Source organism: Agromyces sp. Soil535, from assembly GCF_001428255.1.
Taxonomy (GTDB): domain Bacteria; phylum Actinomycetota; class Actinomycetes; order Actinomycetales; family Microbacteriaceae; genus Agromyces.
Map to the genome: position 1 here is coordinate 250,349 of NZ_LMRW01000001.1, position 21,286 is coordinate 271,634.

General features: G+C 70.2%; 25 protein-coding genes. 14 read left to right on the forward strand and 11 right to left on the reverse strand.

Going from position 1 to position 21,286, the window contains the following annotated elements:
• Positions 1 to 17 precede the first annotated feature (17 nt).
• Complete coding sequence (locus ASG80_RS01165; protein ID WP_056727633.1) at positions 18 to 704, forward strand: trans-aconitate 2-methyltransferase; 687 nt, start codon at positions 18 to 20, stop codon at positions 702 to 704.
• A gap of 79 nt (positions 705 to 783) precedes the next feature.
• Positions 784 to 2,037 carry an FAD-binding protein gene (locus ASG80_RS01170; RefSeq protein ID WP_056727635.1) on the forward strand — a complete coding sequence of 418 codons (1,254 nt, stop codon included), beginning with the start codon at positions 784 to 786 and terminating at the stop codon, positions 2,035 to 2,037.
• A gap of 55 nt (positions 2,038 to 2,092) precedes the next feature.
• On the opposite strand, the gene ASG80_RS01175 is transcribed toward ASG80_RS01170, so the two are convergent.
• The 3 genes from ASG80_RS01175 to ASG80_RS01185 are packed head-to-tail and all read right to left on the reverse strand — an operon-like array spanning position 2,093 to position 4,320.
• Complete coding sequence (locus tag ASG80_RS01175; protein ID WP_056727636.1) at positions 2,093 to 2,833, reverse strand: ABC transporter permease; 741 nt, start codon at positions 2,831 to 2,833, stop codon at positions 2,093 to 2,095.
• Between the two features lie 43 nt (positions 2,834 to 2,876).
• The gene (locus tag ASG80_RS01180) at positions 2,877 to 3,251 is read right to left on the reverse strand and encodes a DUF2255 family protein (protein ID WP_056727638.1); all 375 of its coding nucleotides are present in this window, start codon (positions 3,249 to 3,251) and stop codon (positions 2,877 to 2,879) included.
• 31 nt (positions 3,252 to 3,282) lie between these two features.
• Positions 3,283 to 4,320: an alcohol dehydrogenase catalytic domain-containing protein gene (locus tag ASG80_RS01185; protein WP_056727639.1), complete on the reverse strand. Its 1,038-nt coding sequence runs from the start codon at positions 4,318 to 4,320 to the stop codon at positions 3,283 to 3,285.
• Positions 4,321 to 4,461: 141 nt separating this feature from the next.
• Here ASG80_RS01185 and ASG80_RS01190 point away from each other — a divergent pair, with 141 nt between their 5' ends.
• From ASG80_RS01190 to ASG80_RS01200, 3 genes are all read left to right on the forward strand, one after another.
• Positions 4,462 to 5,343, forward strand: a complete 882-nt coding sequence (locus tag ASG80_RS01190; RefSeq protein WP_056727641.1) for a helix-turn-helix transcriptional regulator — start codon at positions 4,462 to 4,464, stop codon at positions 5,341 to 5,343.
• A 71-nt stretch (positions 5,344 to 5,414) separates the two neighbouring features.
• Positions 5,415 to 5,816 carry a cupin domain-containing protein gene (locus tag ASG80_RS01195; protein ID WP_056727643.1) on the forward strand — a complete coding sequence of 134 codons (402 nt, stop codon included), beginning with the start codon at positions 5,415 to 5,417 and terminating at the stop codon, positions 5,814 to 5,816.
• 11 nt (positions 5,817 to 5,827) lie between these two features.
• Positions 5,828 to 6,796 carry an aldo/keto reductase gene (locus ASG80_RS01200; protein ID WP_056727646.1) on the forward strand — a complete coding sequence of 323 codons (969 nt, stop codon included), beginning with the start codon at positions 5,828 to 5,830 and terminating at the stop codon, positions 6,794 to 6,796.
• A 27-nt stretch (positions 6,797 to 6,823) separates the two neighbouring features.
• On the opposite strand, the gene ASG80_RS01205 is transcribed toward ASG80_RS01200, so the two are convergent.
• Together ASG80_RS01205 and ASG80_RS01210 are read right to left on the reverse strand one after the other, a co-directional pair.
• Entirely contained in the window at positions 6,824 to 7,543 is a 720-nt protein-coding gene (locus ASG80_RS01205; protein ID WP_156401595.1) for an SOS response-associated peptidase, read from the reverse strand.
• A gap of 78 nt (positions 7,544 to 7,621) precedes the next feature.
• The gene (locus ASG80_RS01210; protein WP_162256579.1) at positions 7,622 to 8,044 is read right to left on the reverse strand and encodes a MarR family winged helix-turn-helix transcriptional regulator; all 423 of its coding nucleotides are present in this window, start codon (positions 8,042 to 8,044) and stop codon (positions 7,622 to 7,624) included.
• 95 nt (positions 8,045 to 8,139) lie between these two features.
• On the opposite strand from ASG80_RS01210, the gene ASG80_RS01215 reads away from it, so the two are divergent.
• Positions 8,140 to 8,580 (forward strand): PPOX class F420-dependent oxidoreductase, encoded by a 441-nt coding sequence (locus ASG80_RS01215; RefSeq protein WP_056727652.1) that lies wholly within the window; start codon positions 8,140 to 8,142, stop codon positions 8,578 to 8,580.
• Positions 8,581 to 8,591: 11 nt separating this feature from the next.
• A complete protein-coding gene (locus ASG80_RS01220) occupies positions 8,592 to 9,008 on the forward strand; it encodes a nitroreductase/quinone reductase family protein (RefSeq protein WP_056727654.1) in 417 nt (138 codons plus the stop codon).
• 17 nt (positions 9,009 to 9,025) lie between these two features.
• On the opposite strand, the gene ASG80_RS01225 is transcribed toward ASG80_RS01220, so the two are convergent.
• Both ASG80_RS01225 and ASG80_RS01230 read right to left on the reverse strand, forming a co-directional pair.
• On the reverse strand, positions 9,026 to 9,568 hold the full coding sequence (locus ASG80_RS01225; RefSeq protein ID WP_056727656.1) for a YbaK/EbsC family protein: 543 nt from the start codon (positions 9,566 to 9,568) through the stop codon (positions 9,026 to 9,028).
• A 52-nt stretch (positions 9,569 to 9,620) separates the two neighbouring features.
• On the reverse strand, positions 9,621 to 10,553 hold the full coding sequence (locus tag ASG80_RS01230) for a LacI family DNA-binding transcriptional regulator (RefSeq protein WP_200952459.1): 933 nt from the start codon (positions 10,551 to 10,553) through the stop codon (positions 9,621 to 9,623).
• A gap of 166 nt (positions 10,554 to 10,719) precedes the next feature.
• On the opposite strand from ASG80_RS01230, the gene ASG80_RS01235 reads away from it, so the two are divergent.
• Complete coding sequence (locus tag ASG80_RS01235) at positions 10,720 to 11,727, forward strand: zinc-binding dehydrogenase (protein WP_235507917.1); 1,008 nt, start codon at positions 10,720 to 10,722, stop codon at positions 11,725 to 11,727.
• A gap of 143 nt (positions 11,728 to 11,870) precedes the next feature.
• Here ASG80_RS01235 and ASG80_RS01240 read toward each other — a convergent pair whose 3' ends face one another.
• Both ASG80_RS01240 and ASG80_RS01245 read right to left on the reverse strand, forming a co-directional pair.
• Positions 11,871 to 12,968: an SDR family NAD(P)-dependent oxidoreductase gene (locus ASG80_RS01240; protein WP_056727660.1), complete on the reverse strand. Its 1,098-nt coding sequence runs from the start codon at positions 12,966 to 12,968 to the stop codon at positions 11,871 to 11,873.
• Positions 12,965 to 14,692 (reverse strand): FAD-binding protein, encoded by a 1,728-nt coding sequence (locus tag ASG80_RS01245; RefSeq protein ID WP_082589630.1) that lies wholly within the window; start codon positions 14,690 to 14,692, stop codon positions 12,965 to 12,967. Before ASG80_RS01245 ends, ASG80_RS01240 begins: the two co-directional genes overlap by 4 nt.
• Before the next feature lie 48 nt (positions 14,693 to 14,740).
• Here ASG80_RS01245 and ASG80_RS01250 point away from each other — a divergent pair, with 48 nt between their 5' ends.
• Positions 14,741 to 15,319: a TetR/AcrR family transcriptional regulator gene (locus tag ASG80_RS01250; protein WP_056727662.1), complete on the forward strand. Its 579-nt coding sequence runs from the start codon at positions 14,741 to 14,743 to the stop codon at positions 15,317 to 15,319.
• Here the strand turns inward: ASG80_RS01250 and ASG80_RS01255 are convergent.
• A complete protein-coding gene (locus ASG80_RS01255; protein ID WP_162256580.1) occupies positions 15,306 to 16,505 on the reverse strand; it encodes a low temperature requirement protein A in 1,200 nt (399 codons plus the stop codon). The genes ASG80_RS01250 and ASG80_RS01255 overlap by 14 nt on opposite strands.
• Before the next feature lie 121 nt (positions 16,506 to 16,626).
• Between ASG80_RS01255 and ASG80_RS01260 the strand changes: the two genes are divergently transcribed.
• From ASG80_RS01260 to ASG80_RS01270, 3 genes are read left to right on the forward strand one after another with little or no spacing between them, the layout of a single operon-like run.
• A complete protein-coding gene (locus ASG80_RS01260; RefSeq protein WP_235507919.1) occupies positions 16,627 to 17,106 on the forward strand; it encodes a universal stress protein in 480 nt (159 codons plus the stop codon).
• Between the two features lie 5 nt (positions 17,107 to 17,111).
• Positions 17,112 to 18,503, forward strand: a complete 1,392-nt coding sequence (locus tag ASG80_RS01265; RefSeq protein ID WP_056727669.1) for an MBL fold metallo-hydrolase RNA specificity domain-containing protein — start codon at positions 17,112 to 17,114, stop codon at positions 18,501 to 18,503.
• Positions 18,500 to 19,330 (forward strand): universal stress protein, encoded by an 831-nt coding sequence (locus ASG80_RS01270; protein WP_056727671.1) that lies wholly within the window; start codon positions 18,500 to 18,502, stop codon positions 19,328 to 19,330. Before ASG80_RS01265 ends, ASG80_RS01270 begins: the two co-directional genes overlap by 4 nt.
• Before the next feature lie 7 nt (positions 19,331 to 19,337).
• Here the strand turns inward: ASG80_RS01270 and ASG80_RS01275 are convergent, their stop codons facing one another.
• Positions 19,338 to 20,174, reverse strand: coding sequence for a universal stress protein (locus ASG80_RS01275; RefSeq protein ID WP_162256581.1), 837 nt, complete (start codon positions 20,172 to 20,174; stop codon positions 19,338 to 19,340).
• A gap of 163 nt (positions 20,175 to 20,337) precedes the next feature.
• On the opposite strand from ASG80_RS01275, the gene ASG80_RS01280 reads away from it, so the two are divergent.
• Both ASG80_RS01280 and ASG80_RS01285 read left to right on the forward strand, forming a co-directional pair.
• The gene (locus tag ASG80_RS01280; protein ID WP_056727675.1) at positions 20,338 to 20,775 is read left to right on the forward strand and encodes an Hsp20/alpha crystallin family protein; all 438 of its coding nucleotides are present in this window, start codon (positions 20,338 to 20,340) and stop codon (positions 20,773 to 20,775) included.
• Positions 20,776 to 20,849: 74 nt separating this feature from the next.
• Positions 20,850 to 21,281, forward strand: coding sequence for a pyridoxamine 5'-phosphate oxidase family protein (locus ASG80_RS01285; RefSeq protein ID WP_056727676.1), 432 nt, complete (start codon positions 20,850 to 20,852; stop codon positions 21,279 to 21,281).
• Positions 21,282 to 21,286: the final 5 nt, after the last annotated feature.

A 21,286-nucleotide genomic window follows, 5' to 3' on the forward strand; every position in this document is an offset into this window, starting at 1 on the left:
CCTGATACCGTCTCCGGATGATTCGACCGGATGTTCACCAGGCGCCCGTGCCCGGCAGTGCCGCGGATGTCGTTCGCGCGTGGGACGCCCGAGCCGACCGCTACCTCGAGCTCTTCCGCCGCGAACTCGACGGCAAGCCGTTCGATCGCGAGGTCCTCGCCGCGTTCGCGGAGCGAGTCGGTCCACGCGGCCGGGTCGTCGATGCCGGATGCGGGCCGTGCGGGCACGTGACCGCGCTCCTCGCCGATCGCGGCCTCGACGTCGTGGGCATCGACCTCTCACCGCGTTGCGTCCAACTGGCCCGAACCGAGCAGCCCGGACGCCGCTTCGACGTGATGGACCAGCGAGCCATCGACCCGGCCGTGGTCGGCGGCCCGCTCGACGGGCTGGTCTCGTACTACTCGCTCCACGATCAGCCCAAGGCGGGACTGGCCGACACGCTCGCCGGCTGGGCGGCGGCGATCCGCCCGGGCGGCCAGTTGCTCGTCGCGGTGAAGGAGGGGGCGAGCGACGGCGTCATCGACGACCCGTTGGGCAGCGGCATCCGCGTCTACTGGGCGGAGTTCACCGAGGAGGAGCTCCGCAGCGGCGTGGAGGCGGTGTCGTTCCACGTCGACGCGATCGGCACTCGCGACGCATACGACGACGAGATCCGAACGCGCCGCATCTACGTCTCGGCCACGCGGCGCCCGACCAGCGCGTAGCCGGTCCGTCATTCACGCACCACGATCGTCGCCATGGCAGACTGGCCTCTCCATCGGCAGCGGCAGGACAGGAGTGCACGTGGCGGCATCCGGGACGAACTGGGCCGGCAACGTCGTCTATCGTGCGAGAGAGCTCGCACAGCCGACCACGCTCGACGAGTTGCGTGCCGTCGTCGTGCGATCCGCCGCGGTTCGGCCGCTCGGCTCGCGGCACTCGTTCAACCGCATCGCGGACTCCGACGGCGTGCAGGTGTCGCTCGGCGCGATGCCCGGCACGGTCGAGATCGACGGCGACCGTCGCGTGGTGCGCGTGGGCGGCGGCCTCACCTATGGCCAGGTCGCGCCGATGCTCGCCTCAGCGGGATGGGCGCTGCCGAATCTCGCGTCGTTGCCGCACATCTCCATCGCCGGCGCTGTCCAGACCGGAACGCACGGCTCGGGGGCGCGCAACCCCTCACTCGCCCAGAGCGTGATCGGGATGGAGATCATGCGGGCCGACGGCGAGATCGAGACGCTCGGTCGCGACCATCCCGAGCTCGACGCCCACCGCGTCGGCCTCGGTGCGCTCGGCATCGTGACCGCCACGGAGCTTGCCATCGAGCCGGCGTTCGACGTCGCGCAGGCCGTGCACACCGGGCTGCCGTGGGACGCGGCCGAGGAGCACTTCGACGAGATCATGGGTGCCGCCTACAGCGTGAGCATGTTCACCGGGTTCGCCGACGACGGAGTACGGCAGGTGTGGGTGAAGCGCCGCACCGACGCGGAGACGACGGTCGTGGACCTCGAGGGCTTCGGAGCCACAGGCGCGACCGCGACGCTGCATCCGGTGCCCGGCGGCGACGTCGCGGCCGTCACGCCGCAGCTCGACCAGCCCGGCCCGTGGCACGCGCGGCTCCCGCACTTCCGTTCGGAGTTCACCCCGAGCGCCGGTGAGGAGATCCAGTGCGAGTACCTGCTTCGAGCAGGGGATGCCGTGGACGCGATCCGCGCCGTACGAGGCCTCTCGGAACGTCTGGCCGACGTGCTCTACATCGCGGAGATCCGGCGGGTCGCGGCGGACACCGCCTGGCTCGCCCCGAGCTCGGGGCGCGATTCCGTCGCGATCCACTTCACGTTCCGACGCGACGAGGCAGGCGTCGCCGCGGTGCTCCCGGCGATCGACGACGCGTTCGCGCCGTTCGACGCTCGGCCGCACTGGGGAAAGGTGTCGGCGATGTCCGCGGACCGGCTGCGAGCGGTCTACCCGCGACTCGCGGACTTCGCGGCCGTGGCCCACCGGGTCGATCCTGGCGGCCGCTTCCGCAACCCGTACCTGTCAGACCTGCTCGACTGACACGCGCTGCCGGAACATCCGGGGAAATGGTGAGCTGAGGCGCTTCGGCGACGCGCTACCGCGTCGGCACCGTCTTCGACCGGCTCATCGACTCGCTCAGGCCCACTGCCACCAGCGCACCGGCGCTGAGGATGCCAGCCAGCACGACCAGCTGGAATCGTCCGGCCTCGATCGGTGACGCGCCGGCGAAGACCGCCCCGACGAACGCGCCCGGCAGCACCACGAGACCCGTCGTCCGGGTCTGGTCGATCGTCGGGATGAGCGCCTCACGCACGGCATTGCGTGCGATGTCGATGGTGGACTGGCGAGGGGTGGCCCCCAGCGCCAGCCACCCCTCGACCTCGTCGCGATGAGCCACCACCGACGAGGAGTGGCGTCGCCCGGTCAGGGTCGTGATCGTCATCGCATTGCCCACGACGATGCCACCGATCGCCAACAGGTACTGCGGCGTCAGCTCCAGTGCCCCAGACAGGAAGATCGTCGCCAGCGTCACCGCCACGGCCAGTGCCATCGTGCCCGTGAGCGTCAGCAGCATCCGCCAGTCGGCATGCAGCCGACGGCCGGCGGTGAGGATCGCCGCCACCAGCATCACGCCCAGCGCCAGCCAGACCCAGAGCAGGTCCTCGATGACGATCGTGAGCACGAGGCTGAGAGCAGCGAGTTGCAGCGCCGCCCGCAGGATCGCGAGCGCTCCGGCGTACCACTGCCTCACGCCGTACAGCCGTAGCGCGACCGCGGTGATGGCGACGAGCACGCTCACCCCGATCAGAGTCGGCAGGGTGACGCTCCAATCCATGAGCAGACTCTACGTCCCGATGCGACTCGGGTGAGCGCTCGTCCTACGCGGGCACGAGCCTGAACGTCGTCTCGATCACCTGGTCGCCCAAGACCGTGTTCACGATCCGTGGTCCATAGCGGTCGTACTTCGCGTGGTACGCGGCGTCGATCGCGGAGCGCGCGTCGGGCGCGGCATCCGTGAATGCGACGTCCCGCTCGACGCCGCCGGCCTTGATCCGCCCGTGTCGGCTCGCCTTCGCCCGGCGGAACCAGCCATTGTCGGGGCCGTGTGCGGAACGCACGTAGATGTCGTCGCCGGAGCGCACCACCCAGATCGTCGTATACGGCCGCAACGTTCCGTCGCGCCGGAACGACGCGACCTTCAGTTCCTCGGCGCCGCCGACGCGCCGCAGGTCGTCCTCGGTCCAGGTACTCATCGCTCGACTCCTTCTCGGTCGCAGGTCTCGATCATGGCTCCACCAGGACCTTGAGCGCCGTGCGGTCGTCCATCTCACGGTAACCCTCAGCCACCTCGTCGAGGGAGACCGTGCGATCGAACACCCGACCCGGGTCGACGGTGCCGTCGAGCACCGCAGGCAGGAGCCGGTCGATGTAGGCGCGCACGGGCGCCGGGCCGCCGGTGAGCGTGATGTTCGGGCCGAACAGCGTCCCGAACCCGACGGGCGCCTGCTCGTATTGCGGCACGCCGACCCGGCTGATCGTGCCGCCGGCCCGCACCACTCCGATGGCCTGCTCGTAGGCGGGGAAGTGGCCGACCGCCTCGAGCACGACGTGCGTCCCGTCGCCGCCGGTGAGTTCGCGCACGGCCGTGATGCCCTCCTCGCCGCGTGCGCCGACGACGTCGGTCGCCCCGAATTCGCGGCCGAGGTCGGTGCGGGGCTTGTGTCGTCCCATGAGGATGATGCGCTCTGCGCCGAGCTGGCTCGCCGAGAGCACGGCGAGGAGGCCGACCGCGCCGTCGCCGATCACGGTGACCTCCGTACCGGGTGCCACGCCGCCCTTGAGTGCCGAGTGGTACCCCGTGCCGTAGACGTCGGAGAGGGTGAGGAGTGACGGGTACAGGGACGCGTCGACGCCTGCGGGGACCTTCACGAGCGTGCCGTCGGCCAGGGGCACGCGCACCGCCTCGGCCTGGCCGCCGCCGATGCCGTTGCCTCCCCAGAAGCCGCCGTGCCGGCACGAGGTCTGCAGACCCTCGCGGCAGAAGTCGCACGTGCCGTCCGACCAGGCGAAGGGTGCGATCACGAAGTCGCCGGGCGCGAGCGTCGCGACCTCCGAGCCGACCTCTTCGACGACACCGATGAACTCGTGGCCCATCGGCCGTCCACCGGCCGTCGCCGGCAGGTTGTGGTACGGGTGCAGGTCGCTGCCGCAGATGCAGGCGCGCACGATCCGCACGACCGCGTCGCTCGGCTGCACGATGACGGGGTCGGGAACGGTCTCGATCCGGACGTCGCCTGCGCCGTACATGAATGCTGCTCGCATGAAAAGGAAGTCCTCCAGAGCGGATGTGTCGTGTCTGTCGTGATCAATGGAACGGGATTCCGGGGCGGCGAGGGAGTCACCGGTGTTCCGTGTACCGCCAGTGCCTCCCACGACGAACACCCCGGTCGTAGGGTCGAAGACGTGGACCACAAGACCGAAGTGGGCGAGTTCCTCGTGACTCGCCGCGCGCGCATCACGCCCGAACGGGCGGGCCTGCCGGCCTACGGCGGCAATCGCCGCGTGCCCGGGCTCCGACGCGAGGAGGTCGCGATGCTCGCAGGCATGAGCGTCGACTACTACACCCGCCTCGAGCGCGGCAACCTCGGCGGGGTCTCCGAGAGCGTGCTCGAGTCGCTCGCGACCGCGCTGCAGCTCGACGAGGCCGAGCGGGCCCACCTGTTCGACCTCGCCCGCACGGCGAACGCCACGCGGCGGCCGCGCGCACGGAAACCCGGGCAGCCCTCGGTGCGTCCGACCGTCCAGCGCATCCTCGATGCGATGGAGGGCGTGCCCGCGTTCGTGCGAAACGGCCGGTTCGACGTCCTCGGCGCCAACGCGCTCGGCGAGGCGCTCTACTCCGAGCTGTACGAGGATCCTGCTCGCCCCGTGAACCACGCCCGATTCATCTTCCTCGACCCGAGGGCGCCGCGGTTCTGGGACGACTGGGACAGGGCGGCGCGCGACACGGTCTCGTTCCTGCGTTCGGAGGCGGGCCGCAACCCGTACGACCGCGGACTCACTGATCTCATCGGCGAGCTCTCGACCCGCAGCGAGCTGTTCCGGACCCTGTGGGCGTCGCACGACGTGCGATTCCACCGCACCGGCGTCAAGACGTTCCACCACCCCGTGGTCGGCCGCATCGAAGTCGCCTTCGAGGCGTTCGACCTGCCGGCCGACCCGGGCCTCACGATGGTCGTCTACAGCGCCGAGCCCCGCTCGGCGTCGGAGGACGCCCTCAAGCTCCTCGCGAGCTGGGCGGCGACCCGTCGCGCGACCCCGGCAACTGCGGTCGATCGGGCCTGACGCGGCGTCCGGGCGGGCCTCGTGTGACATCCGCAGCCACGTCGATCGGCGCCTGAAGAGATGGAGATCCCATGCAGTTCGAACCCAAGCAGCCCACCGCGAAGGGACCGGCCGAGCTCTTCACCGGCGACGTGCACTTCGACGTGATCGCCCGCGGCGACGCCCCGTCACGACTGCGCGTCAACCTCGTGCGCTTCTCGCCCGGCGCCCGGACCGCCTGGCACCGCCACTCGCTCGGACAGACGCTGCACGTGACCGACGGCATCGGCCTCGTGCAGGCGCGCCGCGGCGACGTGCGCGTCATGCGCCCGGGCGACACCGTCTACACCCCGCCCGGCGAATGGCATTGGCATGGGGCATCCGCCGACTCGTTCATGTGCCACCTCGCGATGTGGGAGGACGACGACGCGACGTGGGGCGATCACGTGACCGACGACGAGTACGGCGCCGCCCCGATCGACCTGCGCGGCTGAGGAGGAACACCATGCAGACCACACGACTCGGGGACTCGGGCCTCAAGGTCAGCCGCATCGCCCTCGGGTGCATGAGCTTCGGCGACACGTCGCGCGGGTTCAACGAGTGGGCGCTCGACGACGATGGAGCCGAGCCGATCTTCCGGCAGGCGCTCGACCTCGGCATCACCTTCTGGGACACGGCCAACGTCTACGGCTACGGCAGCTCCGAGGAGATCGTTGGTCGTGCCATCCGGCGGTACACCCGGCGCGAGGACATCGTGCTCGCGACCAAGGTGCACTTCCGCATGCACGACGGGCCTGGCGGATCCGGCCTCTCCCGCAAGGCGATCATGGAGCAGGTCGACGCGTCGCTCACGCGACTCGGCACCGACTACGTCGACCTCTACCAGATCCACCGCTTCGATCCGGAGACGCCCGTCGAGGAGACGATGGAGGCACTGCACGACGTGGTCAAGGCCGGCAAGGCGCGCTACGTCGGGGCGTCCTCGATGTGGGCTTGGCAGTTCGCCACGATGCAGCACACGGCCGACCTTCACGGCTGGACGCGCTTCATCTCGATGCAGGACCAGTACAGCCTCATGCAGCGCGAGGAGGAGCGCGAGATGTTCGGTCTGCTCGCCGACCAGGGCGTCGGCAGCATCCCGTGGAGCCCGCTCGCCAAGGGCCGGCTGGCGCGGCCGTTCGGCGAGCACACCCGGCGCTTCGACAACGACCCGGTGGGGCAGCGGTTCTTCGGCGATGGCGACCGGCCGATCATCGACGCGGTCGAGCAGGTGGCGGCCGCGCGCGGCATCCCGATGGCGCAGGTGGCGATCGCGTGGGTGCTGAGGAATCCCGTGGTGGCGGCGCCCATCATCGGGGCGACCAGGCCGCATCACCTCGCCGACGCGGCAGCGGCGCTCGACGTCGAGCTGAGCGACGAGGAGATCCGCGTGCTCGAGGACCGGTACACGCCGCGCGAGCCGACGGGGTTCTGACCGACCTCGCAACGCGGGCGCCGCCGCTCAGGCGTCGGCGCCGGCTTCGAGCGGCTCGATGAGCGAGGCATCCGACGGGTCGACCGTGCGCGAGTTGTTCACCCGTCGGTCGACCTCGTAGTTCGAGATGGTCGACGCGACCTTCTCGGACTCGGCCGTGAGCAGTGCGACCATCTCCTGCTTGCCGTCGTCGTCGAGCCGTACCGGGGCGAGGTACTCGTCCCAGACGTCGCGGTCGAGGAACACCGGCATGCGGTCGTGGATCTCACCCGAGGCGTCACGGGCCTCGCGCGTGATGATCGACATCGACACCTCCCACTCATCGTCGACCTTGCGCGCGGTGTAGATGCCGGCGGCCGCGAGCATCGGCCGCTCGCCGTGCAGGAAGAATGCCTGCTTGTGCCCCGGCTCACCCGTCCACTCGTAGTAGCCGCGCATCGGCACGAGGCATCGCGACGAGGCGAACGCGCCCTTCCAGAGCCCGTTCGTCGCGACGGTCTCGATGCGGGTGTTGAACTGCGGGCGCTTCGAGTCCTTCATGAACGACGGGTGGAAGTTCCACACGGCGGGATCGACCGATCGGCTGACCTCGCCTGTCTCCTTGTTCTGCCGCTCGCGCACGATGGGCACGACCTCGGTGGGCGCGATCGAGTACTGCGGCTTCCAGTCGCGGTAGTCGCCGCCCTGCGCGACGAACTCCTGGATCAACTCGTCGACCTTGGCATCGTTGGCGAAGCGTCCGCACATGCTCCCAGTCTGCACCCGCCCGCCGACGTGCAGCACCCTCCTGTGGTCACAGCTCGACACGCCGCTGCGCGGGCGCCCCTATTCGTCCAGGATCTGCTCGAGGAGCCGGGCCAGTGTCTCGCGTTCAGGGGGGTCGAGCCTCTGCGTGATGAACGCGCGTTCGGTCACCGCGAGGCTGATCCGGTCGCGCAGCGCGAAGCCCTCCTGGGTCGCCTCGAGGAGCTTCACACGACGGTCAGTGCCCGGGCAGCGCCGAGCCAGACCGCGTTCCTCGAGCTGGTCGGCGAGACCCGTGATGTACGAAGGATCGCAGGCCAGATGGTCGGCGAGCTCGCGCATCGGCGTCGGCGTCGCGAGCACCAACAGTGCACGAGCGAGAGGGACCGGAAGCCCGAATGGGCTCACGCTCTCAGCGAACGTCATCTTGGCACGCTCGGCCACGAGGATGAGCATCCGGGACAGACGGCGGGATTGCTCGAGTTCGGCCTCGCGATCTGACATCCCCACAGAATACCCCATCTGGTCAACAGTTGAGTTTGTAAAGTATTCTGGTACGGTGGTGCCCGATCAGCCCAGGCATCGAGGAGAGAAGACACATGGTGGAGCGCGACACGTCGTTCACTCAGGAGGAGTTGGCCTACCTCGCCGGGCAGCCACTCGGCCGCATCGCCACTGCACAACCGAACGGCACCCTCCAGGTCAGCCCGGTCGGATTCCGGCACAACACCGCCACCGGCACCATCGACATCACCGGATACCGGATGGCGCAGAGCAGGAAGTACCGAAACGTCGCGGACAACGGCCGAGTGGCGTTCGTGGTCGACGACCTCGCGTCGGTGCGGCCATGGCGTCCTCGATGCGTCGAGATTCGCGGCCGCGCAGAAGCGGTCGTCGATCCACGACTCGGACCGATCATCCGGATCCACCCCGAACGCATCATCAGCTTCGGCCTCGACGAACCCGACACCGACGCCCACAGCCTCACCATCAACGCACGCGACGTCCACCAGCCCCGGCACGGCGCGGAAAGAATCTGAGAGGCCGGCAGATGTCAGATCGGTACGGGCATTTCAACGACCAGATCATCGACGAGTTCCGTACGACCGGCGGCACCGTCAACCGCTTCGGACGGAGCCTCGTCCTGGTGCACCATGTGGGGGCGAAGAGCGGTATCGAACGCGTGACGCCGGTCATGAGCATCAGCGTGGACGACGACACCTGGTTCATCGCCGCGTCGAAGGCCGGCGCACCGGAGCACCCGGCCTGGTACCACAACCTGCGCGCCAACCCCGACGTCTCGATCGAGACCCCCGATGACGGCGTCGTCGAGGTGCATGCGCGGGTACTCGTCGGCAGGGAGCGCGACGCCGCCTGGACGCGATTCACCGCGGCCAGCCCGGGATTCAGGCAGTACGAGCAACGTACCTCCCGAGTGATTCCAGTGGTGGAACTGCGCCGACGCTAATAGATCGGTGTGCGCGCTCAGCCCGCCAGCGCGATCGGCAGCACCTCCGCGTTCGGCAGCCCTGCGAGGAACGCCCCGGTCACGAGGAGCTTCGATCCACGGATGCCGCTGCCCACGATGAGTCGCTCGTGGCCGGCGACCGATTCCTCGACGAGGATCGGCCAGTCGTCGGGCAGCCCGACCGGGGTGATGCCGCCGTACTCCATGCCGGTCAGGGCGACGGCGTCGTCCATCGACGCGAACGAGAGCTTGCGGGCGCCGAGGTGGCGGCGCACGGCGCCGTTCACGTCGAGGCGGTCGGACCCGCGCACGAGGCACGCGGCGTACCAGGTGCGCTCGCCGCGGCGCGCCTGCAGGATCACGCAGTTCGCGCCGTCGGCCATCGAGATCTCGTAGTGCTCGCAGAAGGCGGCCGTGTCGGCGAGGCCTGGGTCGATGGCCGACACGAGCACGTCGGCGGCATCCGCGGCATCCGCTCGTTCGATGGCAGCGACTGCGGGTGCCGCGAGCAACGCAGGGGAGTCGAGGGCGGGCGTGAAGTCGAGAGTTCCGAAGCGCATGGTCGCCAGCGTATGACGGAAGCCTCGGCCGTCACGAGCGCGCTCGCCGCGCTCACGCCGACGCGCGGCGGATGACGGTCGCAGGACCCGGCGCCTCGGAGCCCGGCGGCTCGTCGAGGAGGGTGCGCGCGGCCCGGCGTCCGAACTCGGCGCCGTCGATGTGGACGGTCGTCAGGGCGGGGCTGAACAGCTCCCCGAGCGGGCTGTCGTCGAAGCCGATGACCGCCACCTGGTCGGGCACGGGGACGCCCAGGTCGCGCAGGGCGGCGAGCACCCGCAGCGCGGCATCGTCGTCGAGTCCTGCGATCGCCGTGACCGACGGATGCCGCTCGAGGAACGACGCGACCGCCCGACGGTCGTCTTCGACGGACCATCCGACGGAGAGGGTACGCAGCTCGGGGAGCCCGAGGTCGGCGAGGATCCGTCCGGCGTAGTCGCGTCGGAGGGCCGCGAGCCGCTCGATGCCGGGGTCGTCACGCAGGGCCATGGCGAGTTCGACGTGCCCCTGCTCGGCGAGGTACCGGATCTGCACGGACGTGTGCGCGGCCAGGCCGTCGATCCAGCCGCCGTCGGCGATCTCGGGGTCGGCCTCGAAGTAGAGCCGATCGAGGTCCAGCACCGCACGCGGTGAGATCGCCGCGATCAATCGGTCGGTGTCGTCGGGCCGATCGCGGTAACGCACGAGCAGCGCGTGCCCGAATCGTCCGAGCTCGTCGTCGAGCGCGTCGACGAAGCCCGCGAGGCTTGCGCCGCCGTGCGGGAGGCGGGCCACGTTGAGCACGACGATGCGCGACGCACCCTCGCGGAGCGCACGGGCGACTCCGTGCGGCACGTAGCCGAGCTCCGCGGCGACGCGGTGCACGCGCTCGCGGGTCGCCGCCGGGATCGTCTGGCTCGGTGAGTCGTTCAGCACGAAGCTCACGGTGGCGGGGGAGACGCCGCTCGCGCGCGCGACGTCCTTCATGGTGACGCGGGAATCGGGCACGGATGCTCCTTTCCTCCCGATCGGCTGTGAGGCCGTCGCCGGCCCAAACGATCGCGACCATCCAAGACTAGGGTGTCACTAATTCGATTTAGTAACGGAGCGCCGCCGCAACTGCTCGGCCCGGCGCCCGCCCTGAGAGAGAGGAATGACGTCGATGAAGTCGGTCATGGTCACTGGACCCGGCACGAACGAGATCGTGGAGGTCGAGGAGCCCGTCGCGGGCCCCGACGACGTGCTCGTGAGGATCCGCGCCTGCGGCATCTGCGGGTCCGACCACATGTACACGATGTACGGGGGCATCCCGCCCCGCCAGGGTGCGACGCCGCTCGGCCACGAGCCGGCCGGCGAGGTGACGGCGGTCGGCGAGAACGTCGAGGGCGTGCAGGTCGGCGACCACGTCGTGATCAACCCCATGGCCGCCTCCGACGGCATCATCGGCTCGGGCGGTGCGCAGGGCGCGTTCTCGCCGTACGTGGTGCTGGTCGACGCGGTCCCGGGCACGCACTTCCGCGTCATCCCCGACGAGATCCCGTTCGAGGTCGCGGCGCTCAACGAGCCCATGGCCGTCGCCCGCCACGCGGTGAACCGCTCGGGCGCGAGGGCCGGTGAGAAGGCGGTCGTCTTCGGTGCAGGGCCCATCGGCCTCGGCGCCCTCCTCAGCCTCAAGGCGAAGGGCGTCGACCACGTCGTGGTGATCGACATCCTGCCGAACCGTCTCGACAAGGCCCTCGCGGTGGGCGCCGACGCCGTGATCAACTCGGCCGAGGAGGATGTCGCCGCCCGCCTCATCGAACTGCAGGGGCAAGCGCCCGCCGTCGTCGGGCAGCACGGCGCGCGGCCCTCCACCGACGTCTACATCGACGCCGCCGGCGCCCCGGTCGTGCCGACGACGGTCTTCACGCTTGCGAAGCAGGGCGCGCGTCTCGCGATCCCGGCCGTGCACAAGAAGCCGATCGAGGTCGACTTCGGCACGCTGCTCACCACCGAACTGTCGATCATCATGTCCATGGGCTACCCGACCGAGATCTTCGAGGTCACCGACGACATCATCGCCAACTGGGAGAAGTACCAGCTCATCATCAGCGACCGTTTCCCGGTCGATGACGTGCTGCGCGCACTCGAGGTCGCGGCGACGCCCGGTGCCGCCGACAAGGTCATGGTCACGCTCGACTGACGTCGCTCCTGCGGGCGACGGCCTTCACGCCCGGAAGACTCTGGCACTGATGCGATTTCAGCATCAGTGCCAGAGTCTCTCGGACCGGTGCAACGTCCCGTCGCACGCTCGCCTCTTCGACAGGCTCCCGACGGATGGCCGGATCAGGTCGCCGACCAGCCGCCGTCAGACGCGAGCACGACGCCGTTGACGTTCACGCCGTCGTCGCTGAGGAGGAACGTGATCGATGCTGCGAGCGCGTCGGCCTCGGCGGCATCCGGCAGGATCGCCATCGCCTCGCGAACGCGTTGCGCGCCGAGCGGCGACGCGAAGGTGGCCTCGATGTTCGTGATCGTCGGGCCGGGGGCCACCGCGTTCACGCGCAGGCCGCTCGGGCCGTACATGAAGGCGGTCGACTTGGTGAGGCCGACGACCGCGTGCTTCGAGGCGGTGTACGCCACGCCGGCCGCCGAGCCGCGGAGCGCGGCCTCCGACGCGGTGTTCACGATCGAGCCGTAGCCCTGCGCGAGCATCGTCGGCACGACGGCGCGCATGAGCTTCATGGTGCCGTCGACGTTCACCGAGAACACGCGCTTCCACACGGCGTCGGTGAGCTCGCCGATGGGGGTCATGTCGTCCATGATCCCGGCGATGTTCGCAAGGCCGTCGACGCGATCGCCCGCAGCGGCGACGATCTCGGCGACCTTCGCGTCGTCGGTGATGTCGGCCACGAGGGTCACGATGTCGGCGCCCGCGTGCTCGCCGGCGAACTCGTCGAGGCGCTCCTGCGACACGTCGACGGCCACGACCCGTCCGCCCTCGCGCGCGATACGTGAAGCGGTCGCGCGGCCGATGCCCGATCCGGCGCCGGTCACGATCACGGTCTTGCCGGTGAACCGGCCCTGGTCGATGCGCTCGACCCACTCGGGGCGCTCCACGGCGGGGGCGGATGCGTCGGCGTCGGCGTCTGCGGCATCCGCTGCGCTCGCGGCATCCGCTGCGCCTGCGGCACCCGGCGCCGTCGCGCCCGAAGGGACGTCGCCCGCTGCCGCGCGGGCGACGAGGTCGTCGACCATCTGCTGGCTGAATCGGCCCTTGCTGAGCTTGACGAGGCGCTTGATCGCCAGTCGGCTCACCGGCTTCAGCACGTCGGGATCCTGGCCGGACTGCGCGAGCAGGTCGCGGATGATCGGCCCGCCGACCGGGTGCTCGAGCCAGGTCTTGATCGAATCGTCGCCGGTGAGGGTCTTGGGGGTGCTCATGCGAGTGCTTCCTTCACTTTCTGTTGTGGTGGTGCTGTCTTGTGGTGCGGCGCTGCAGGGGCAGCGTCGACGACGGATGCCTCGGCCGCGTGCGTCGCGGCGAGGTAGCCGAACACGGCGGCCGGTCCGATGGTGGAGCCGGGGCCGGGGTACGTGCGGCCCATGACGGCGGCGGACGTGTTGCCCGCCGCGTACAGGCCGGGGATCGCGGCGCCCGACTCGTCGAGCACTCGGGCGTGATCGTCGGTGAGCAGGCCGCCCTTGGTGCCGAGGTCGCCCGGCACGAGCCGGACCGCGGTGAACGGTCCCTTCTCGAGCGGGGCGAGGTTCGGGTTGGGCTTCACGCGGGGGTCGCCGTAGTAGTTGTCGTAGACGGTGCGGCCCCGGCCGAAGTCCTCGTCGACCCCGCGACGGGCGAACCCGTTGAATCGCTCGATCGTCTCCAGGAACGTCGACGTGTCGACGCCCATCTGCTCCGCCAGCTCCTCGAGGGTGTCGGCCTGCACAGAGATGCCGGCCTCTCGCATCGCCTTGCCGCCCATGAGCATCGCCGCGAACATGTACCGCTGCCGGTGGCGCCGGTCGACGACGAGCCACGACGGGTTCGCCGGCGTCGTCCGGTCGCGCTCGAGCAGGTGGTGCCCGAAGTCGATGTAGCTCTCGGACTCGTTCAGGTAGCGCGCACCCGACTGGTCGACCACGAGGCTGAACGGGTCGGAGCGCTCGTTGAGCACGAACAGCGGCTGTTTGCCGGGGATCGGCACGGAGGCGCCCCACCAGGCATCGTCCATGAGGGCGAGGGCGGCGCCCGCCTCGGCGCCGGCCTCGATCGCCGTGCCGAGGTCGCCGTCGGCCGCGGAGCTGTAGCCGGGGATGCCGTGGTAGCGCTCACGCCACTCGCGGTTGTTGGCGAACCCGCCCGCGCCGAGGATGACGCCGCGGCGGGCGCGCACGCGGAGCGCACCATCGGGTGTCGACACGATCGCGCCGACGACGCGGCCGTCTCCGTCCTTCACGAGCTCGGAGACCGGGGAGTTCAGCAGCAGTTCGGTGCCCTGCTGCTTCACGATCAATCCGAGGCTGAGCATGAGCCCGCCGCCCATGCCCACGAGCTTACGTCCGGTGAGGAGTCCGCCGAGCGTCCGGAAGACGAATCGGGCGCCACGGATGAACCCCGACGGCGTCGACCACGCGCGCGAGAGCAGCCACACGTCGTCGGTCTTCATCGGGATCGGGACGGCGTCGCCGATGCGCGACGTCTGCTGCCAGTCGCCGAGCCTGCGCGCGTTAATCGGCACGACCTCGATCGCGCGGCCGACCTTGCCGCCCGGGCGGTCGGGGTAGTAGTCGGGGTAGTCCTTCGCGATGGTCCAGCGCACGCCGAGTCGCTCCAGCAACCCGTACACCGCGGGCACGGCGTCGACGAATGCCTCCCGTCGCACCTGCGAGCTCGCCGCGCCGACGGCGTCGACGGGACCGATCGCCGCCTCCAGGTAGGTCAGCGCCTCCTCGCGCGAGTCCCGGATGCCGTGCTTCCGCATGAGCGGATTGTTCGGCATCCACAGCCCGCCGCCGCTGCGCATCGTCGTGCCGCCCCATCGGTCGGTGCTCTCGACGATGAGCGTCGACAGGCCGGAATCCGCTGCGGTGATCGCGGCCGTCAGCCCTGCGGCGCCGGTGCCCGCGACGAGCACGTCGACCTCGCGATCCCATTCTCTGGTCATGGTTCCTCCTCCTACCGGACATCCTTGTCCGGTAGTAAGGTAACACCCATGCCTGAACGTCGGAAGGGAGTCTCGCGAACCGCGAAGCCCAATCGCGGACCCGCAGCCGGGCCCGAGAATCGGCGGGCGCTCATAGCCGCAGCGCGCGAGGTGTTCGCCGAGGAGGGACTCCAGGCGCCGTTCAGCGCCGTGGCCAAGAGGGCGGGCGTCGGGCAGGGCAGCCTCTACCGGCACTTCCCCGACCGGCTCGCTCTCGCGGTGGCCGTGTTCGACGAGAACATCGACGAGCTCGAGGCATCCGTCGAACCGTCGGATGCCACGCTCGACGACCTGCTCGAGGCCGTCATCGAGCAGGCGCTCGTCTCGACCGCGCTGATCGACCTGATCTGGTCGAACCGGCACGACGAGCACGTGGAGCACCTGAGCACCCGGCTCGGCCGCATCGCTGAGACCGTGCTCGCCCGTGAGCACGCGGCCGGACGCATCGGCGACCATGTCCAGACCGAGGACGTGCTGCTCGCGGTCACCATGCTCGCCGACGTGCTCGCCCGCACGGATGCCGCGGACCGTCGCGCCGTCGCGAGCCGCGCCTGGTCGCTCTTCCACGCGGCGTTCATGCCGCGCTGAGCCGCCGCCGATCCGAGAGCTCGGCCGAGCCGACGATGAACGCGAGCACCGCGACGGCGCAGAGGATCGTGGCGCCGGCCGGCAGGAGCGCCGCCGCCACGCCGAGGAGCGCGGTGAGTACGAGCGCGGGGAGCGCCCAGCGCAGCACCCCGCCGACCGGACGGCCGAAGCGCACCGAGATGATCGCGTTCGTCAGGTAGAACAGCGCGATGCCGCCGCACAGGGAGATGCCGGACGCGAGCGGCAGCGGTTCGTCGGGGTGGTGGATCGCGGTGCCGAGGGCGCCCGAGATCGCGGTGACCCCGACGACGATCAGGAACGGCAGGAACCCGACGGTGTCGCGAATGGCCCGGAAGTCACCGGCGACGCGGAGTCCCTCGAGTCCGTTGCGCATGGTCTCGGTGCCGTACATGAAGAACGACCATGCGAGCAATGCGATCGTGCCGAGCCCGAGGATCGCCGTGAGGCCGGCCTCGGTCGTCCAGACCTCGTCGAGCGCGACGACGATCGCGAGCACGGACTCGCCGAGCACGATCACGACGAGCAGGCCGAACCGCTCGGACAGGTGCTCGACGTTGAGGTTCGCGAGCACCCGGTTCGCCCAGCTCTGGCTGCTGGCGACAAGGAGCACCACCTCGACGAGGATCGCCAGGCCCCACAGCAGGAAGTTCCACGGCGCGGGCACCCAGACCGACGCGAACCAGAGCGCCGCGGTCGCGCCGTTGTAGGCCGTCACCCGGATCCGGGACGCGGTGCCGCTGCCCCACGATTGCGAGATCCAGAGCAGGAGCAGCACGAGCCGGAGCGCTGCGTTGCCCGCGGCGAACAGCCACGCCCGTTCCGTGGTCGCCTCGGGCGCCGCGACGGCGATCGCGCCGAGTGCGAACATCGCGGCGAGCATCACGAGCGCCAGCCGACGCCGGGTGAGCCACGGCATCACGTTGATGGCGAACGTGAGGTTCACCCACGACCACCACACCGACGCGAACAGCGCGATGAACAGCAGCAGGTCGGGGATCGCCGGATCCTCGTGCAGCCCGTGCGCGAGCTGCCCCACGAGCGCCACGAAGATGAGGTCGAAGAACAGCTCCATCCAGTGCGCCCGCGAGGGGTCGCGGTCGGTGGCGACTTGGTGCTTCGCCGTCGGTGGCGTCGGTCGCGCGCCGCCCGGTGCTTCGCTGTCCACGTCGAGACAGTACTCCCGGATGCGTGCGCCGGCCACCGCGGCCGCGAGCCTCCACGCGGCCCGCCCGCCTCGTGTGACCTTCGGCCCGGGGAGGTGTTCGACGTGCGAGGAGGATGCGGGCATGGCCGAGTCACCGAGGGATTCGTATCCGCCCGACCGGCACCCCGAACCCGAGCCAGGACCGCCCGCCATGATCGTCGGCGTCGACGGCTCGGAGTCGTCGATCACGGCCCTCCGGTATGCGGCCGGACTTGCGCCGAGGCTCGACCTGAGGGTGCGCGCGCTCGCGGTGTGGAACTACCCGTCGTTCATCTACGGCGGCTACTACCCGCAACTCGATTGGACGCCGGAGGACGACGCGGAGCGCATCGTCCGGCGGGCCCTTGAGGAGGTCTTCGGTGACGATCCACCCGAGTGGATCGCCACGCGCACCCGTCGCGGCCGGCCGGCCGAGGTGCTCATCGACGAGTCCTCGTACGCCGAGATGCTCGTGCTCGGCAGTCGTGGGCACGGCGGCTTCGCCGGGCTCCTGCTCGGATCCGTCAGCGCCGCGTGCGCCGAGCACGCGCACTGCCCGGTGCTCGTGGTGCACGGGCGTTGAGTCCGATGGACGCGAGCCTGCAATTCCTCGGCGCGGCCGACTCCGTGACGGGCTCGCGGTACCTCATCGACACCGGCTCGACGCGGGTCCTCGTCGACTGCGGGCTCTTCCAGGGCTACAAGATGCTGCGCGAGCGCAATCGCGCGCCGTTCCCAGTGCACCCCGACTCGATCGACGCGGTGGTGCTGAGTCACGCGCACCTCGACCACTCGGGCTACGTGCCCGCACTCGTCCGCGACGGATTCCGCGGGCCCGCGTACTCGACCCCGGGGACCGCCGAGTTGTGCGGCGTCGTGCTGCCCGACAGCGGATACCTCCTCGAGGAGGAGGCGCGGCACGCGGCATCCGGTCACTGGTCGAAGCACCGTGACCCGCGACCGCTGTACACGGCGGCCGATGCCACGCGGTCGCTTGATCGCTTCCAGCCGATCGACTTCGACACGACGCACCACATCGGGCAGGGGGTCGAGTTCACCTTCGTGCCCGCCGGCCATATCCTCGGCGCCGCGGGCGTACGGGTGACGGTCGGCGGGCATGTCGTGCACTTCACGGGGGATCTGGGCCGCGGCGCGGATCCGCTCATGCGGGCACCGCGCCCGTTCGAGCCGGCCTCGGTGCTCGTGACCGAGTCCACCTACGGCGACCGGCTCCACTCGCGAGTCGATCCCGAGGGGGTGCTCGCCGACGTCGTGCGCCGGGTGGCCAAGCAGAACGGCGTGGTGCTGATCCCGGCGTTCGCCGTAGGGCGCACCGAGACGATCCTCCTGCACCTCTCGCGCCTGCGCGACCGCGGGGAACTGCCCGACATCCCCGTCTATCTGAACAGTCCCATGGCCGTCGACGTCGCCGGCATCTACGAGCGCCACCCCGACGAGCACCGACTCGACCCCGACGAGATCGAGCGCATGTACGACCTCGCGACGAGCGTGCACACGGTGGACGAGTCGAAGCTGCTGAACCTGCGCGGCGGGCCGATGATCGTCATCTCGGCGAGCGGGATGCTCACCGGAGGGCGCATCCTCCACCACCTCGTCGCCTACGGACCCGACCGTCGGAATGCGATCGTGCTGACGGGCTATCAGGCCGGCGGGACGCGTGGATCCGCGCTCCTGGGCGGAGCCGCATCGCTGCGGATCTTCGGCGAGGACGTGCCGATCCGAGCTGAGGTCGTCTCCATGGACAGCATGTCCGCGCATGCTGACTCCGATGAACTTCTGGCCTGGATGCGGGACGTCGACACGCAGCCCGAAGTCGTCTTCGTGACCCACGGCGAACCCGCGGCATCCGATGCCCTGCGCGCCCGGATCCAGCGGGAGCTGCACTGGAACGCGCGAGTGCCCGAGCACCTCGAACGGGTGCGACTCCCGGCACACGATCGACAGGAGGTCCCATCATGACCGATCACGTCGTCCTCGCCGTCGACGGCGCCGCGCCGAGTCTCGCCGCGGAACGCTGGGTCGTCGAGCGGTCGCACCGCATCGCCGCCGAGATCGAGGTGACGAGCGTGCTCGAACACGCCCCGCTCGCCGCAGGCTTCCCCGATGCCGAGCGCGACCGACGGCGGCGCCGGCTGGACGAGGTGGCCGCTCGGCTGCGAGCCGCGCTTCCGGATGCCGCGGTGCGGGCCGAGCTGCGCCACGGCCGGGTGGTCGGCGAGCTCATCGCGGCATCCGCATCGGCGTCGGTGCTCGTGGTCGGCATGACCCTGGTGGACACCGTCGACGAAGTCGGCCACCTGCCGCTCGGGCTCCGCCTCGCGGGCCGCACGCACAGCGTGCTCGTGGTCGTCCCGACCGGGTTCGGTGCCGCAGGCGGCAGCGACGTCGTGGTCGGGTGGGACACGGATGCCGCGGGGGAGGCCGCCCTCGCCTTCGCGGCCCGCGAGGCGCAGCATGCGGCATCCGTGCTGAACATCGTGCGTGCGCGCAAGGGCGAGCTCCCGCTGGACGTCGAACTCGCCGCTGGACGGTTGCGTGCGGGTCACCCCGAGGCGGAGGTCCGGGTAGTGCACGCCGTGCCGCCGGTCGCGTCCGCCCTCCTCGAGGCGGGCCGCGATGCCTCGCTCATCGTCGTCGGTTCGCACGGCCGGAACCCGCTGGAGGACCTGCTCGTCGGATCGGTCAGCGAGCACGTGCTCGCGCGCTCGCCGATTCCCGTCGCGGTGGTTCCCGAACCCTCGGAGCCGATCGCGGTGTCGCCTGAGATCGTCGACGAGGATCTCTGACGGGGAGTCAGTCGCCAGGACCGACGATCATCACGGGCGACGGAAGCGACACGAGCAGTTCGTGGCTCACCGAGCCGAGCAGGAACCGCGTGACATTGCCGGCGCCGTGGCTTCCGACGACGAGCAGGTCGGCGTGCCGTCCGAGGCGACCGAGCACCTCGCCGGCGTGGCCGCGCTCGAGCCGGCCGGTCGGCCGGGCGTCGAGGCCCCTCGCGAACTCCACGGCTTCGTCGAGGAGGTCGCGGTGCATGTCCTCGAGGAGCTGGACGTCGGCCAGGTACTCGAGGTACTCCGAGTCCCAGCCGGGTGGCACGGTCCAGGCATGCACGACCTCGAGATCCTCGTCGAGGCGGGCGGCCTCCTCCGCCGCGACCTCGACGGCCGCCATCGAGGCGGGAGAGCCGTCGACTCCGACGACCACGACGGAACGTGCGCCGGTCGCCGGAGTCGACGGAATGACCGCCACGGTTCCCCCGCCATGACGGCCGGCCAGGCGGGATCCCACGGTCCATCGGGATCCCCGATGCGTCGCCGGTGCGCCGACGACGACGAGCGTGCCCTCGCCGAGCTCCTCGGCCAGCACGCTCGACGGTTGGCCGTGCACCGTCGACGTCGTGAGGTGCAGATCGGGCCGAGAGGCACGCAGCTGATCGGCCACCTCGATGAGCCGCACCCGTGCTGCCGACATCTCCCCGTCGGCCCGCACATGCTCGACTGCCGTCGGCGCGCCTCCGATCGCGTGCACGAGCTTCAGGGGCGTTGCCACGCCGCGCTCGACCGCCCACGCGAGGGCGGCCTCCGATTCGCGTGAGCCGTCCCATCCGACGACGATGCGTGTGAACATGACGGCAGCTTCCCCGGCCGAGCCCGCCGCCATCGGGTCGAAGGTCACATGGGCACCCCGGCCACCGCTGCCGCCGAGCAGGACCTTCGACCCCAAAGCGGAGTCGGCCGACGCATACGGTCGAAACACCAAAACTGAGCATTACTCACTGAAGGAGACGATCATGGCTGGGTCACAGGCCCGCTTCGACCCGTTCGCCGAACTCTCCGCACTGCAGAAGCAGCTCTTCTCCGACGGACTCTTCGGGCTGCTGGGTCGCCGGCCGATGCCGACCACCGACATCTACACGGAGGACGACTCGAAGTTCACCGTCGAGGCCCACCTTCCGGGTTTCGCCGAAGCGGACATCGACATCGATGTCGAGGCGGGCGCGCTCGTCATCCGCGCCGAGAAGCACGAGAAGGAGGAGGAGGACAAGGACAAGAAGTACGTCGTACGGGAGTCGAGCGCCAGCTACTACCGTCGCATCGCCCTCCCCGAGCAGGCCGATGACGACGCGGTGAAGGCATCGTTCGACAACGGCGTGCTGCGCGTGACCGTGCCGTACAAGGCGGTGCCGAGCCCGCGGAAGATCGAGATCACCACGGGCGAAGGGAGCTGAAGCAGGCGGGCACTCGTGCCCCTCGCGGGACCTTGGACCCGGCCGGCCCGTGCCGCCCGCACGACACTCGACACATGGATGAGGACGTCGAGGAGCGGGCTCCGACCAGGAGGTTGTCGGAGGAGGAGTGCTGGAAGCGCATCGCCGATGCGCCCTACGGACGCATCGCGGCGACCGCGGCGGGCGAGATCGACATCTTCCCGGTGAACCATGCGGTCGACGCGGGCACCATCGTGTTCCGCACGTCGGCGGGCACGAAGCTCCTCGAGCTGACGATCCGGCACCACGTCGCCTTCGAGGTCGACGGCTACACGGATGCCGACGCGTTCAGCGTCGTCCTGAAGGGCGACGCTGAGGAGTTCGATCGGCAGAGCGAGATCGCCGAGGCCGAGCATCTCGGCGTCACGCCGTGGGCGCCCGAGGAGAAGGACCGGTGGGTGCGCATCACCCCCACCGAGGTGCACGGCCGCGCATTCGAACGCGCCCGGCCTGCCGGCCCCGAGTGACGTCA